Below are 15,570 nucleotides of genomic sequence, written 5' to 3' on the forward strand. Positions count from 1 at the left end.
TGATGCCTGTTGTCAAAAATCGGACACGCGTTCCGATCGCCCCACTCTTGCTTACCGTCGCGCCACCGGGATCGCCGGTCAGCCGATCGTCATCAAGTTTGCATTGCCGCCTGCCGCGGCCGTGTTCACGCTGACCGACCGCTCGCTGAGCAGACGCTCGACCGCGTAGTCGTCGTGTCCGCTTTCGAGCGCACCCGACGCCACGCCCTGCACCGTCACGATCGGACCCGGCCGCCGCGCGACCCGCCGGATCAGCGCGTGCAATTCGTCGCTGTCGCCTTCGAACAGCACGGCGTCGTAATGCACGCTGTCGTCGTCGGCGGCCTGGACCTCGATCCGGGCCTTGAGCGATGCCGGGACGTTCGCGGCGAGTTGTCCGCCGATGCCGGGCACGAACAACGCGCGATTACCCGTCGCGAGCGCGCACGCAAGCTGAGCGCGCGCTCCGCCGAGCGTCGACGGCACGCAGAGCACCGTGCCGCGCGGGCGCAATGCATACGTATTGCGCTCGCCCGTCGGGCCCGGCAGCGTCGCGCTCGCGCCCGCGAGCGGTCGCGCGAGATAGCGATCGCATCGCGCGACGTTCGTCGCGTCGTGTTGCGCATCGAGCCAGTCGCGATACGCGCGCAGCGCCTCGCTCGCCGATGCCGACGCGCCGGCCGCGCCATGGGCGGCGCCCGCGGATGCATGCGACGACGGTACCGATGCCGATGGCAGATCGACGCTCAACGCCTGAGCGAGCGACGCGGGCAGCTCCGGCGGGCGCGTCGACAGCAGGCGCGGCAGGTAGAGCGGACCGCCGGCCTTCGGACCGGTACCCGACAGCCCTTCGCCGCCGAACGGCTGCACGCCGACGACCGCCCCGATCACGTTGCGGTTCACATAGATATTGCCGACATGCGCCTGGTCGATCACATGAGCGATCGTCTCGTCGATCCGCGTATGGATGCCGAGCGTGAGTCCGTATCCGGTCGCCTTGATCGCGTCGAGCAGCGCGTTGATCTTGCTGCGCTCGAAACGCAACACGTGCAGCACGGGACCGAACACTTCGCGTTCGAGTTCGGCGAGCGTGTCGATCTCGATCAACGTCGGCGGCACGAAGGTGCCCGCACGCGTCGCATCGCCCGGATCGAACTGATGGACCGCATGGCCCTTCGCGCGCATGGCTTCGATATGGCTGTCGATCGTGCGCTTCGCCTCGGCGTCGATGAGCGGGCCCACGTCGGTCGACAGTCGATCGGGATTGCCAACCGAGAGTTCATTGATCGCGCCCTTGAGCATCGTGAGCACGCGCCCGGCGATGTCTTCCTGCAGACACAGCACGCGCAGCGCCGAACAGCGTTGCCCGGCCGAATCGAACGCCGACTGCAGCACATCGAACACGACCTGCTCGGCAAGCGCCGACGAGTCGACGATCATCGCGTTCTGGCCCCCCGTTTCGGCGATCAGCGGGATCGGCTTGCCATCGGGGTCGAGCCGTTCGGCGAGCGACGTCGCGATCAGGCGCGCGACCTCGGTCGAGCCCGTGAACATCACGCCGCGCGTACGCGCATCGGCGACGAGCGCCGCGCCGACCGTACCGCCGTCGCCGGGCACGAGTTGCACGGCACCGTGCGGCACGCCCGCCTCGCGCAGAATCCGCACGGCTTGGGCGGCGATCAGCGGCGTCTGCTCGGCCGGCTTCGCGACGACCGGATTGCCCGCGGCAAGCGCGGCCGACACCTGCCCCATGAAGATCGCGAGCGGAAAATTCCACGGACTGATACAGACGATGGGACCCAATGGGCGATGCGTATCGTTCGAGAACGCCTGGCGAATCTGCGCCGCGTAGTAGCGGAGGAAATCGACGGCCTCGCGGACTTCGGCGATCGCGTTCGGCAACGACTTGCCGGCTTCGCGCACGATCAGGCCCATGAGCGTCGGCATGCTCGCTTCGAGCAGATCGGCCGCGCGATCGAGACAATCGGCGCGCGCATCGACAGGCGTCGCGGCCCAGATCGGCGCGGCGCCGACCGCGTTCGACATCGCCGTCGCGACCTGTGCGGCGCTCGCGTCGATCGTCGTGCCGACGATGTCGCGCAGGTCCGCCGGATTGCGGACCTCGCGCGGCGTACCCGGTGCGGCATCGGCCTCGACGAGCATCGGCGCCGCATGCCAGTTCTGGTTGCCGCTCGCGAGCAGCGCCGACGACAGCGAGGCCAGACGGTGCTCGTTCGCGAGATCGAGCCCCATCGAATTCGCGCGCTCCTGTCCGTAGAGTTCGCGCGGCAACGGGATCTTCGGATGCGGCGCGCCGACGGGCACGACGGCCGACGCCTGATCGACGGGGTCGGCGACCAGCGCGTCGATCTCGATGCCTTCGTCGCCGATCTGATTCACGAACGACGTGTTCGCGCCGTTTTCGAGCAAACGGCGCACGAGGTAGGCGAGCAGCGTTTCATGCGTGCCGACGGGCGCATAGACGCGGCATGGCCGATTGAGCTTGTCGCGCCCCGTGACTTCCTCGTAGAGCGGCTCGCCCATGCCATGCAGGCACTGGAATTCGTATTGCCCGGGGTAGTAGTTCTGGCCCGCGAGATGGTAGATCGCCGCGAGCGTATGCGCGTTGTGCGTCGCGAACTGCGGATAGAACGCATCGGGCGCGCCGAGCAGCTTCTTCGCGCAGGCGAGATACGAAACGTCCGTGTAGATCTTGCGCGTGTAGACCGGATAGCCTTCGAGACCGTCGACTTGCGCGCGCTTGATCTCGCTGTCCCAGTACGCGCCTTTGACGAGCCGGATCATGAGCCGATGGCGGCTGCGTCGCGCGAGGTCGCCGAGATAGTCGATCACGAACGGACAGCGCTTCTGATACGCCTGCACGACGAAGCCGATGCCGTTCCAGCCCGCGAGGTCCGCGTCGAAGCACAGGGCTTCGAGCACGTCGAGCGACAGTTCGAGGCGATCGGCTTCTTCGGCGTCGATATTGAGGCCGATGTCGTAGCCGCGCGCGAGGATCGCGAGCGCGCGCACGCGCGGGAGCAGCTCGTTCATCACGCGTTCCTGCTGCGCGCGCGAATAGCGCGCGTGCAGCGCCGACAGCTTGATCGAGATCCCCGGACCCTCGTAGATGCCGCGGCGGCCCGCGGCCTTGCCGATCGCGTGGATCGCCTGCTCGTACGATGCGTAATAGCGTTGCGCGTCGGCTTCGGTCGTCGCGGCCTCGCCGAGCATGTCGTACGAATAGCGAAACCCGCGCGCCTCGAACTTGCGGCTGTTCGCGAGCGCTTCGGAAATCGTCTCGCCCGTCACGAACTGCTCGCCCATCAGGCGCATCGCCATATCGACGCCCTTGCGGATCAGCGGCTCCCCGCCCCGGCCGATCAGACGCGTGAGCGCCGACGACAGCCCCGTCTCGCTATTGGTCGTGACGAGCTTGCCCGTGATCATGAGCCCCCACGTCGCCGCATTGACGAACATCGACGGCGCATTGCCGACATGGGATTTCCAGTCGCCCTTGCTGATCTTGTCGCGGATCAGCGCGTCGCGCGTCGCGCGGTCCGGAATCCGCAGCAGCGCCTCGGCGAGGCACATGAGCGCCACGCCTTCCTGGCTGGACAGCGAAAACTCGTGGATCAGCCCTTCGACACCGCCGCCCGTGCGCTTGCCGCGCAAGGTCGCGACGAGCCGTTTCGCGAGCGCGTGCGCCGCCTCGGCCTGAGCGGCCGGCAGCCGCGCCTGTCCGATCAGCAAGGGCAGGCATTCGGGTTCGGGCCGCCGAAACGCGGCCGTGATCGCCGAACGCAGGACCGATTGCGGCTGGACGCCTTGCGCGAAGTCGAGAAACGGATGCGGGGGTTCTTCTTGCGAGCCGTTCGCCGGGACGGTGTCGTCGGCGCCGCCGCCGATCCCCGCGAGGCCGGTTGCACCGTTGAGCGCGCTGCTCAGTTCGGGGGGAAGTTGACCGCCTTCGATCTTTTCGAGATACGCGAAGATGGCTTGCTTGATCAGCCAATGCGGGGTGCGCTCGATGCGCTGGGCGGCATCGCGCAGGCGAGCGCGCAAGGGTTCGTCGACTTTGACGCCGAGGGTGGTGCTGGCCATGGTATTCGATGCATCCAACGCCGGCACGAACGGCCGGCGATCTGTGAGGGTCGGGGGCATCGTACGCCCGCCAGAAGACGGGTGCAACCCGATCAATATAAGGGGTTGCGCCTACGCCCGGCAAGATTGACCGGTCGTTTCGCGCGGACTCGGGTTTTTACCGTTCAAGCCTGTGCAACGCGTGTCGTTATACGAGGCATGGTGGGGATAAGAAGGCGGTTCGCGGCCATTCGAGCGCGCGATTTGCAAACGCCGCAGCGCCCGCCGATAACGACATCGGGGTTCGAGCGAGGGCGATATGGGACTCTCAAATTGGCTGATCTGCGGCGGCATCTGGGCCGCGTGCGCGTGTTGCGCGCTGCTGTTCATGCGCGGCGCGGGTCTGGCCAACGCACGCAGTGCGGAAATCGAGGAAGACTACGCGGAATATCGTGCGCGACGCACGCCCGCGCCCGTCGCGCGCGCGGTTCACGCGTCGCGGCGTTCGCTGCCGAGATCGCTCGGCTGATCCGCTCGCGCATCGCATCATGAATCGGCGCAACGATCGGGCTACCGATCGTTGCGTATCACGCGCGGCTGAATCGGCCGCACGCATCGTTCGGCGAGACGAGCCGATCGTGCAGCATACAGAGGCGACTCTCGGCGACGCTCGCGCCGAAACCGGACCCGAGGCTCGCGAGCCCCGGAATCAACGCTTCGAGATCGGCGCGATTCGCCGAACGGTGGGCGCAGTCGCCGCACCGTCCGGGCGCCGGTTCAACGGGACGGATCGCAAACGTGCGGTCTGCCGTCCCTGAAACACGCGTGTGGCGTTCGCTCACTGTCCAAGTCCTGTCCAATACGTGCCGAACACGTGAACCGACAGCACGTAGCCGAGCACGATATTGACGGCGACACCGATCGTGAACGCGAGGAAGGGCTTGACGCCCGTCTTGGCGAGCGTGCCGAAGCGCGTCGTGAGCCCGATGCTGAAGAAGCAGAAAATAAACGCCCAGGTCCGCAAGGCTGTAATCGGTGCGACGAGACCCGGCGTCACGACGCTGCGGTATTCCGCGAGTGAATAGTGACTCGCGACCCACGTCACGAGCGCCGACGCGAGCACGAAGCCGATCACGAACTTCGGAAACCGCGCCCAGATCTCGCCGGCGCCGACACGCGCCCGGAACGCCGTCGATGCGGCGCCGCCCTGAGCGACCGCGTCGGCTTCGGGTTCACGCTCCCAGCGCGTCGTCGCGACGATCGCGAGCACGAACGCCCAGATGCCGATCCAGATGTCACGGCCCACGACCTTCATCAGCGTGAAGGCCTGCAGCGCCGCTTCGGGCGAGCCCGCGATCGCGGCGTCGCCGTGCTTCGCGAGATCGCCATACGCCTGAGCGGCCGCGATCCCGGCGGCATCGGCGAATTCTGACGTACCGATCCACGCGCCTGCGATGCCGGTCGGCAAACCGAGGGCGCGCGCGACGAACGGCAGCACGAAGATCATGACGATCGCCCAGAGGATCACGAGCGTGATCGACACCGATGCATGTTCGCGCTTGGCGCGGACCGCGCCCGCAATCGCAATCGACGCCGAGACGCCGCAGACCGCGCCGCCCACGCCGAGCACGGCGGCAAAGCGCTTGTCGAGCCCGAGTGCGCGGCCGGCCGCGAAGATCACGCCGAACGTCACGAGCGACACGATGCTGGCCTGCACGACGGCGACCGGGCCGGCCCAGACGAGCAGCGTGAACGGCAGCGTCGCGCCGAGCAGGATGATGCCGACCTTGATGTAGAACTCGACGCGAAACCCGGCCGACAGCCAGTCGGGCAGACGCACGACATTCGAGATCAGCAGACCGAGCACGAGCGCGACGAGCGGCGGTTCGAGATTGTATTTCGAGGCATTGGCCCAGGCGCCGAGTTCGAAGATCAGCGTCGACACGACGAACAGCACGAGGAACGAGACGAGGAACCGCGACACGCGGTGTCCGATGATCGCGAGGCTCACGCCGAACAGCACCGCCCAGACGACGAACAGCGACGCGTATTGGGGCAATTTCTTGCCGAGATCCGCGGCGGCTTCGCCGAGCGTCGTCCATTTGGTCGGCGCGACGGCGAGCCATTTGATGCTGCTGCCCGATGCGAACAGGCCATACGAAACGACGATGATCGCGAGTGCGATCCAGATCGCCCACCAGTCTTCCTTCGCGACGAGATCGCGCCAGAAGCCGGGTTTGAGGTCGCCGCCTTGCGCACGCGCGGCGATCGTGGATTGGGTGTCGCTCATGTGGTCCCCCGTTGATGGACAGTGCCCCGGAAAGACGCCTTTTTGAATAGTCATCGGCGCACGTACAGTGCACGCCGGCGTCAGGCGTGCCCCGATTATCGGCGGCGCGTCTGTAAGGCAAAACGAAGCAATCGTTATATTCATATGCGCACGGTCCGGCGCGGGGGCGGCGCGGGGGCGGCGCGGGGGCGGCGTGGGTTCGGCGCGGGTTCGGCGCGGGGCCAGCACGAGTTCGGCTCAGGGCTCGGCGTGAGATCCGACGCGCGTGCTGCGCGACATCGGCGCCGCTCCCGGACGACGCGTCGCAAGGACTTGAGACCGGGGCTCCCCGAGGTTCGCCGTCGATCAGATATCGAGCGGATCGACTTCGATCACCCAGCGGAGCAAGCCGCGCGTTTCGCCGCCCTTGATCTCGCGCAGCCGCGGCTGCCAGGCGCGCAACGCGGCCTGGAGCGCCGCGCGCGAACCGCTTTCGAGCAGCAGCTGCGCGCGATGGACGTTCATGACCTTGACGATCGTCAGCGGCACCGCGTCGTAGCGCGTCACATGTTCGGCGCCCGGCAGTCCGTCGAGCGACGCCGCGGCCTCGTCGAGAAACGCGAGCGCCGCTTCGAGCGTGCGCGCGTCGGCGCGCAGCAGCGCCTGGAATGCGAACGGCGGAAGCCGCGCCTCGCGCCGCTCGGTCAGCGCGGCACGCGCAAACCCTTCGTAGTCGTGCCGCATGAGCGACGCGTAGAGCGGATGGCTCGCATAGCGCGTCTGGATCATGACTTCGCCCGGCAGCCCGGCGCGCCCCGCTCGCCCGCTGACCTGCATGAGCTGCGCGAACAGCCGCTCGCTCGCCCGGAAGTCGTGCGAAAACAGCGCCGAGTCCGCATTGAGCACGCCGACGAGCGTCACGCGCTGGAAGTCGTGTCCCTTCGCGATCATCTGCGTGCCGACGAGCACGTCGACATCCCCCGCGTGAACGTTGTCGAACAGGATTTCGGCACTGCCTTTGCGACGCGTGCTGTCGGCATCGATCCGCAGGACGCGCGCACCCGGCACGACACCGCCGATTGCCTCCTCGACGCGTTGCGTGCCGCGGCCGAGCGGCGCGATATCGACATTGCCGCACTCCGGACACGCACGCGGAATCCGCGACTCCCATCCGCAGTGGTGACACCGCAGCGTGCGGTCCGCCTTATGAAGCACCGCATACGCGCTGCAGCGCGGACACCCCGCGACCCATCCGCACGCATCGCAGGCGAGCGCGGGCGCATACCCGCGTCGGTTGACGAAGATCAGGCTTTGCTCGCCGCGTTCGAGACGCGCGCGCATCGCCGCGATCAACGTCGGCGACATGCCCTCGATCGTGTTCACGCCGCGCTTCTTTTCAAGGTCCTGATCGATGAGCCGCACCGTCGGCAACACGGCGTCGGCAATCGCGCGCGTCGCGAGCGTCAGGCGCCGGTAGCGGCCCTGTTCGGCCTGATGCCAGCTTTCGAGCGAAGGCGTCGCGGAACCGAGCACGATCGGAATATCGAGTTGCTTCGCGCGCCAGACCGCGAGATCGCGCGCCGAATACCGGAGTCCTTCCTGCTGCTTGTAGGCCGGCTCGTGCTCCTCGTCGACGACAATCGTCGCCAGTCTCGGCAGCGACGCGAGAACCGCGAGACGCGTGCCGAGCACGATCCGCGCCCGGCCTTCATGCGCGGCCAGCCAGTTCTGCGTGCGCGCGCCTTCGGCGAGACCGCTATGCAGACTCACGATCGCATCGGACGCAAGGTGCGCGAAGCGCGCCCGGAAGGTCCGTTCGAACTGCGGCGTCAGATTGATCTCGGGCACGAGCACGAGCGCTTGCGCATCAGGACGCACGAGCAGCAGCCGTTCGAGCGCGCGCAAGTAGACCTCGGTCTTGCCGCTGCCCGTCACGCCATAGAGCAGGAACGACTCGAAACCGGACGCCTGCGCGATCGCATCGAGCGCGGCAGCCTGGTCCGGCGTGGCTTGCGGAGAGAGCGCGACACGCTGGGCATCGACGGCGACGTCGGCGCGCGCATCCTCGACGCCGCTACCGACGCGATCCGATCCGGCCTCGACGACCCATCCTTGCGCCGACCACGCTTCGAGCGTCTGTATCGCCTTCGCGTGAAACGCACGCGCCTGGCTCGCGCCGAGCACGCCTTCGTCGATCAATGCGCCTGCGAGCCGGCGCAGCGCGGTCGCGCGCGCGGGCAGCGCATCGGGCAAGGCGCGGCGGCCCGCATCGGTCGGCGCGAAGCGCGGTTCGCGCGCGAACAGCCGTTCCCATCGTTCGGCTTCGCGCAACGGCGCCGGGAGCGCGGGCAACGCGACTTCGCCGAGCGCGCGCTGGTAATAACTCGCCGCGAACGCGACGAGTTCGAGCCAGTGCGCCGACACCGGCGGCATCGCCTCGCAAGCCTGCTCGACGGGTTTGAGCCGCTCGGCCGGCACGTCGCTCGTCTCGGCGACTTCGAAGATCAGGCCCACCGCGCTGCGCCGTCCGAACGGAACGCGGACGAGTTGTCCGACACACGGCCGCTGCGCCGCGTGCCAGCGATAGTCGTACAACGCGGCGAGCGGATGGTCGAGCGCGACCCGGACGATGATCTCGCCGTTCACGTCAGACCTCGCCCGGCATCGACCGCCTCGAAGACGGAATGGCGCCGCGATTCGAAGAACCTCATGTAAAACATCAACTTTGTCGCTAAGTTTCGGATTCGACGAAGATTTTGCGAGGCTCGCGCAAACCTGTGGATAACTTTGTTGAAAAGCCCGCCTACGCCGCGTCGCGCGGGCTCTGGCACGGTTTTCCACACGCGCTCTCGCGCGCGCCAAGCGCCATTAAAAACTCTTATAAATCAAAAGCTTGAACGATTAACCTCAGATTTCGAGGAATGCATTCCCGATCTCGTGATGTTTGACGCGGCGCAATGCCTCATGTGTGTATAAGTGAGGTATTGACTTTCGCGGAACGCAGCGTAGACGGTGCTTCCGGCGGACCATCCGAACCGCCGTGTCAGATCCATGAGTCGCGATGCAACAACCCTTAACGGCCGAACGGTTTACTGGCGAATCGTCCGACTATAGGTATGCACCTCGTCGACAAGCGCCGTCACGCTGTCGATCGGCGCGAATTGATTGATGCCGTGTCCGAGGTTGAATACGTGTCCCGGATGGGGGCCGTAGGCGTCGAGCGCCGCGCGGACCTGGGCGCGCACGGCGTCGGGCGGAGCGAACAGCGCCGACGGATCGAGATTGCCCTGGAGCGCGACGCGATCGCCGATGCGCTCGCGCGCGCGGCCGAGATGAACGGTCCAGTCGAGGCCGAGCGCGTCCGCGCCGATCTCCGCGAGTTCGTCGAGCCAGAGGCCGCCGCCCTTCGTGAACGCGATGACGGGCACCGACACGCCGTCGCGCTCGCGCTTGAGCAGGCGAATGACCTGCTTCATGTATGCGAGCGAGAACGTCTGGAACGCCCCGTCGGCGAGTGCGCCCCCCCATGAATCGAAGATCATCACGGCTTGCGCGCCGGCGTCGATCTGCGCATTCAGATAGGCGGCAACCGACCGCGCATTGATGTCGAGTATCCGGTGCAGCAGGTCGGGACGGCCGTAGAGCATCGATTTGACGAGCCGGAAATCCGACGATCCCGCGCCTTCGACCATATAGGTCGCGAGCGTCCACGGGCTACCGGAGAAGCCGATCAACGGCACACGCTGGCGTCCATCGGAGCCGACGAGCGCACGACGGATCTGTGAAACCGCGTCGGTCACATATTTGAGCGAGCGGTCGATATCGGGCACGGCCAGCCGCGCGACATCGTCCTCGGTGCGCACGGGACGTGCGAAACGCGGCCCTTCGCCGGCCTCGAACGACAGGCCGAGGCCCATCGCGTCGGGAATCGTCAGGATGTCCGAGAACAAGATCGCCGCGTCGAGCGGGAAACGATCGAGCGGTTGCAGCGTGACCTCGGTCGCGAAATCGGGGTTTTGCGCGAGATCCATGAAGCTGCCGGCTTTGGCGCGCGTCGCCTGGTATTCGGGCAGGTAGCGGCCTGCCTGGCGCATGAGCCAGACGGGCGTGTATTCGGTGGGCTCGCGGCGCAGCGCGCGCAGGAACGTATCGTTGGAAAGCGTCGTGACCACGGCGTGCTCGGGCGGGGGGCAAACGCGCATTCTACCGGAGCGGGTCGAGAGGGCCGGCCAAAGGTGGGGGGCATTGGTCGAGTATCGGCGCAGCATTGAGTGCCGATCCGGTCGGCGCCAGGGTCGGTATCGGTATCGGTATCGGTATCGGTATCGGTATCGGTATCGGTATCGGTATCGGTATCGGTATCGGTATCGGTATCGGTATCGGTATCGGTATCGGGTCAGTACCGAGCGGGCGCGACTTGGTGCGCGGGCGCCTCGGGTCGCACGACGTGAGGATTGGCCATCCGGCTAGGTGGGCAGTTCGCGCATCCGTCCTTATCATGCGTGCACGCGTCGAGGCACGACGCCGACACCACGCCAACGCGACATTTGATTCGAGGGCTTCCGATGCGAGCAGGACTCATAGCAGACGCGACACGCAACACCACCCGAGACGCGACCCCGCTCACGACCGGACGCCATGCGCGTGGCGCCCGCGGATCCAACGGCCTCCGTGGATTCGGCTCGCCGCTCCGATGGGGAGCGTTTGTCGCGGGGCGTTGCCTCGCGCTCGCGTGCGCGACGTCGATCGCGATCGTCTCCACCACCGCGACGGCACAAGTGCAGTCCTCGCCGATCGCGGTGGAATCGGCCGCCCCCAACGCGTCCAGCACGGCCGGATCAACGAACCCGCATGCGGGTTCGCCGTCCCCCTCGACCGCCTCGACCTCCTCAAGCGCCACGCCGGGCGCGGCCGGATCGCGGCTCGACACGGTGCTCGCATCGCATCGACTCCGCGTCTGCACGACCGGAGACTACAAGCCGTATGCATTCCTGCGCCCCGATGGCCGTTACGAGGGCATCGACATCGATCTCGCCGCGTCGCTCGCGCGGTCGCTCGGCGCCGAGATCGAGTACGTCGCGACGACCTGGCCGAAACTCACCGACGATTTCATCGGCCGATGCGATATCGCGATCGGCGGGGTCTCGACGACGCTCGAGCGCCAGAAACGCGCGGCGTTCTCGACGCCCTACCTCGTCGACGGCAAGACGCCGATCGCGCGCTGCGCCGATGTGAGCCGGTTCCAGACGCTTGCGCAGATCGACCAGCCGAGCGTGCGCGTGATCGTGAATCCGGGCGGCACGAACGAGAAGTTCGCGCGCGAGCATCTGTCGCATGCGCATCTCGAGGTCTACCCGGACAACGTCACGATCTTTCGGCAGATCGCCGACGGAAAGGCCGACGTGATGATCACCGATGCGTCGGAGACGATGCTGCAGCACAAGCTCAATCCGTCGCTGTGCTCGGTCAATCCCGACACGCCGCTGCAATTCGGAGAGAAGGCCTTCATGCTGCCGCGCGGCGATGTCGTGTTCCAGCAGTATGTCGATCAATGGCTGCATTTGCTGCGCGCGACGGGCGCGTTCCAGCCCATCGTCGACGCCTGGCTCAAGTAGCGCCGCGCGAGGTCAGAGCATTTCGCGCAGCGCGACCCCGGCTTGCCGCATCCAGTCGCGCGCGGCGTTCGACATGTGCTGGAGACGGGCAAAGCCGTGTGTCATGTCCTTTGCCTCGATCAATTCGACGTCGCCGCCATGCTGTTCGAGGAAGCGCGCGTAATCGACGCCTTCGTCGCGCAGCGGATCGACGCCTGCGACCATGACGATCGCGTCAGCAGGCGCATGCTCGGGAATCGACGCGACGAGATTGACGCGCGGATCGGCCATCCAGCGCTCGCCTGCGCCGTCGGCCATGACGGGCGCGTCGAGAAAGGTCGTCCAGAACCAGAGCATCTCGCCGCGCGTGAGACCCGGCCCGTTCGTGAAACGCTCATAGCTCGGCGTATCGATCCCGGGGTGCACGACCGGGTACAACAGCAACTGCGCCTTGACGAGGCCCGGCACGATCTCGTTGGCCTGACGCGCCGCATAGGTCGCGAGGAATGCGCCCGCGCTGTCGCCCGCCACGCCGATCGGCCGAACGGACAGGCCGAATCGCGGCCGCTGCTCGGCGAACCAGAACAGCGCGTCGAGCGCGTCGTCGTTCGCAGCGGGAAACGGATGCTCGGGCGCGAGCCGGTAGTCGATCGACGCGACCGCGACGCCCGCATCGAGCGCGAGCCCGACCGCGACCTGTTCATGCGTATCGAGATCACCGAGCACCCAGCCGCCGCCGTGGTAGTAGACGACGAGCGGCAGCGCGTCGTCGAGATGCGACGGCCGGTACAAGCGCGCGCGGAGCGTGCGGCCTTCGAGCGGCACGTCGATCGCGTCGATATGCACGCCCCGCGGCGCGGGTGGCGCGAAGCGCTCGGCGACCTGCTTGTTGCGGGTGCGCCGGGTCAACGCATCGGCGTCCGCGATCGGGGGAAACGCGGCGGAAACCTGCGAATAGTAGGCATTGAGTTGGGGATCAATGTTCAAGAGCCAGTCCTCGTTTGAGCGCATGCGGTCGCGTAACACGACTCCAATGTCTGCGATCCGCGCACGTCCGCGTTCGCAATTTCGAGTTCGCAGAGCATTCTATTCAGATGCATGCGAGACGACACGTCGAGCCAAAAAGAGATATCCGAAATGCGACGGAGATCGATCAAACGACTGATCTCGGTATTTTTTACATTTCGAATACCGTGCGGCCGATCGACCGACAGCGACTAAACATGACGCTAAAATCGGTCGAAATTGCGTTTGAAATCGCGTTCGAAATGGCTGAAACCCTTGCTGGGCGCGGGTTACAACCTGAAACACTTTGTTACGCCAACCGGATATGAATTGACCCACAATGCCCTTCAACGGTATCTGCACGGATGTGCACCGCTGGATATGACGTGAGCGGACGTCGGATTCAGTGGTCGGTCGGTTCGCCGAAGCCCTCGATGAGGGGCATCCTTGCAGGGGCCGTTCACGACAAGTCTAGTGTTCTACTCGTCGTGCTTGTGGATCGGCGGCAAGTCTGGAGTTCTACCTGACGCTCGATGCCCGGCTTGCAGCAAGTCTAGTGTTCCACCTGCTGCATGGCCTGTTATTCAACGGTACCCAACATTGGTCTCCTCGCGCTAACCCCGTAGCGTGTGGTTTTTAGCGGGCCCTAAGGCCCGCTTTTTTTCGTCCCGCTTTTCTAGCTTTCAATACTGCAGGGTTTCGCCCCCGCAGATATGGCCCATGCGGCAGATCGCGCCGGCGCGGCGCATTCAGGCCGTTTTCGCCGTCTTCAAGCCCAATTCCTCGATCATGCGGTCCCGCATCACGAATTTCTGCGCCTTGCCGGTTACCGTCATCGGGATCGCGTCGACAAAGCGGATATAGCGCGGAATCTTGAAGTGGGCGATCTGGCCTTCGCAGAATTGCCGAATATCCACGTCGGTCAGCGTGCGCCCCGGCTTCGGCACAATCCACGCGCAGATTTCCTCGCCGTATTTCGCATCGGGCACACCGAACACCTGAACGCTTTGAACGTCGGGATGTTGAAACAGAAACTCCTCGATTTCGCGCGGATAAACGTTTTCACCGCCGCGGATCAGCATGTCTTTGACGCGGCCCACGATGTTGCAATATCCGTCCTCGTCGAGCGTGGCGAGGTCGCCGGTCCGCATCCATCCGTCGACGATGGCTTCACGCGTTTTATCGTCGTCATCCCAGTAGCCGACCATGACCGAATACCCGCGCGTCCAGAGTTCGCCCTTGACGCCGACGGGAACGGTATCGCCGTCAGGGCCGACGATGCGGACTTCGAGATGGGGCTGAATCCGGCCGACCGTCGTCACGCGTTTGTCGAGCGGATCCTCCGTCGAACTCTGGAACGACACGGGGCTCGTTTCTGTCATGCCGTACGCGATCGTGACCTCGGCCATGTGCATGCGCGAGACGACCTTCTTCATCGTTTCGATCGGGCACGGCGAACCGGCCATGATGCCCGTGCGCAAGCTACGCAAGTCGAACGATTCGAACTCGGGGTGATCGAGCTCGGCGATGAACATCGTCGGCACGCCATGCAGGCCCGTACACCGTTCGATCGAGACCGCCCGCAATGTCGCGCCGGCATCGAAGCCTTCGCACGGGAACACCATCTTCGCGCCCGACGAGACACACGCAAGGACCCCGAGCACCATGCCGAAGCAGTGATAGAACGGCACGGGAATGCACAGCGCATCGCGTTCGTCGAGCTTCATCGCCATGCCGATAAAGCGTCCGTTGTTGACGATATTCCGATGCGTGAGCGTCGCACCCTTCGGGTTGCCCGTCGTGCCGCTCGTGAACTGTATGTTGATGGGCTCGTCGCAGTGAAGCGTCGCCTCGCCGGCCGCGAGTCGCGTCGCGCCCGCGCATTGCCGCGCCTGCATGCCCGAGTGCACGACATCCGCATAGCGGAGCATGCCCGCCACGGCCGCTTCGCCCATTTGCACGACATAGGTCAGATGCGGCAGACGCGCGCTCGACAGGCGCGCGTGCCCCGCGTCGAGCTCGGGCGCAAGCGTGCGCAGCATGTCGAGATAGTCGGAGGTCTTGAAACGCACGGCCGAGATCAGCACCGTACAGCCGACTTTATTGAGCGCGTATTCGAGCTCGTGCAACCGGTACGCCGGATTGATATTCACGAGAATCGCGCCGATCCGCGCGGTCGCGAACTGCGTCACGAGCCACTCCGCGCGATTCGGCGACCAAATGGCAACGCGGTCGCCCTTTTTGACGCCGAGTTCGAGCAAACCGAGCGCAAGCGCATCGACCTGTTCGTCGAACGCTTTCCAAGTCCAGCGAATATGCTGGTCGCTGAACACGACCGCGTCTCGGCCGGGAAACCGGCGAACCGTATCGCGAAGCACGCGGCTGACCGTCGAATCGAGCAGCGCGATATGCGTCGTGCCACGCACATAGGACACGCCATCGCGCGGTGCAATGATGGCGTCGTCGGCCTGAGCGGCTTCGTTCATCCTCGTGTCTCCGCAATAAACGCTGGACGCCGGTAGCCCTGTCGCCGCCGGTCGCATCGATTTTCGCCAGACGCCCCGCATGCTGGTATTGCTTCAAACCCTGCTTTTTCGAAGTCGGCCGCATCCGCGATCACGACCGGATGGGACCGAATCT

At 65.7% G+C, this 15,570-nt stretch carries 9 protein-coding genes; 2 read left to right on the forward strand and 7 right to left on the reverse strand.

What is annotated here, in order from left to right; all coding sequences use genetic code 11:
- Positions 1-78 precede the first annotated feature (78 nt).
- Positions 79-4,083, reverse strand: coding sequence for a trifunctional transcriptional regulator/proline dehydrogenase/L-glutamate gamma-semialdehyde dehydrogenase (putA, locus tag D7S86_RS00480; protein WP_121082076.1), 4,005 nt, complete (start codon positions 4,081-4,083; stop codon positions 79-81).
- 298 nt (positions 4,084-4,381) lie between these two features.
- On the opposite strand from putA, the gene D7S86_RS00485 reads away from it, so the two are divergent.
- Positions 4,382-4,591, forward strand: coding sequence for a hypothetical protein (locus D7S86_RS00485; protein ID WP_121082078.1), 210 nt, complete (start codon positions 4,382-4,384; stop codon positions 4,589-4,591).
- Positions 4,592-4,649: 58 nt separating this feature from the next.
- Here D7S86_RS00485 and D7S86_RS00490 read toward each other — a convergent pair whose 3' ends face one another.
- The 4 genes from D7S86_RS00490 to hemE form a co-directional block, all read right to left on the reverse strand.
- Positions 4,650-4,904: a hypothetical protein gene (locus tag D7S86_RS00490; RefSeq protein ID WP_240647938.1), complete on the reverse strand. Its 255-nt coding sequence runs from the start codon at positions 4,902-4,904 to the stop codon at positions 4,650-4,652.
- Complete coding sequence (locus D7S86_RS00495; protein ID WP_121082080.1) at positions 4,901-6,352, reverse strand: YeiH family protein; 1,452 nt, start codon at positions 6,350-6,352, stop codon at positions 4,901-4,903. Before D7S86_RS00495 ends, D7S86_RS00490 begins: the two co-directional genes overlap by 4 nt.
- 345 nt (positions 6,353-6,697) lie before the next feature.
- Positions 6,698-8,965: a primosomal protein N' gene (locus tag D7S86_RS00500; RefSeq protein WP_121084125.1), complete on the reverse strand. Its 2,268-nt coding sequence runs from the start codon at positions 8,963-8,965 to the stop codon at positions 6,698-6,700.
- A 455-nt stretch (positions 8,966-9,420) separates the two neighbouring features.
- Complete coding sequence (hemE, locus tag D7S86_RS00505; RefSeq protein ID WP_121082082.1) at positions 9,421-10,503, reverse strand: uroporphyrinogen decarboxylase; 1,083 nt, start codon at positions 10,501-10,503, stop codon at positions 9,421-9,423.
- Positions 10,504-11,130: 627 nt separating this feature from the next.
- Between hemE and D7S86_RS00510 the strand changes: the two genes are divergently transcribed.
- Positions 11,131-11,946: a transporter substrate-binding domain-containing protein gene (locus D7S86_RS00510; RefSeq protein WP_240647939.1), complete on the forward strand. Its 816-nt coding sequence runs from the start codon at positions 11,131-11,133 to the stop codon at positions 11,944-11,946.
- Positions 11,947-11,958: 12 nt separating this feature from the next.
- Here D7S86_RS00510 and D7S86_RS00515 read toward each other — a convergent pair whose 3' ends face one another.
- Positions 11,959-12,912, reverse strand: coding sequence for an alpha/beta hydrolase (locus D7S86_RS00515; protein WP_121084127.1), 954 nt, complete (start codon positions 12,910-12,912; stop codon positions 11,959-11,961).
- Positions 12,913-13,679: 767 nt separating this feature from the next.
- Positions 13,680-15,416 (reverse strand): AMP-binding protein, encoded by a 1,737-nt coding sequence (locus D7S86_RS00520; protein WP_121082086.1) that lies wholly within the window; start codon positions 15,414-15,416, stop codon positions 13,680-13,682.
- Positions 15,417-15,570 lie beyond the last annotated feature (154 nt).

This window comes from Pararobbsia silviterrae (assembly GCF_003628125.1).
Taxonomy (GTDB): Bacteria; Pseudomonadota; Gammaproteobacteria; order Burkholderiales; family Burkholderiaceae; genus Pararobbsia; species Pararobbsia silviterrae.

Excerpts from the sequence above, each read along its gene's own strand:
- D7S86_RS00520 (WP_121082086.1), bottom strand. The coding sequence starts at position 15,416 with ATGAACGAAGCCGCTCAGGCCGACGACGCCATCATTGCACCGCGCGAT.
- D7S86_RS00485 (WP_121082078.1), top strand. The coding sequence starts at position 4,382 with ATGGGACTCTCAAATTGGCTGATCTGCGGCGGCATCTGGGCCGCGTGC.
- putA (WP_121082076.1), bottom strand. The coding sequence starts at position 4,083 with ATGGCCAGCACCACCCTCGGCGTCAAAGTCGACGAACCCTTGCGCGCT.
- D7S86_RS00495 (WP_121082080.1), bottom strand. The coding sequence starts at position 6,352 with ATGAGCGACACCCAATCCACGATCGCCGCGCGTGCGCAAGGCGGCGAC.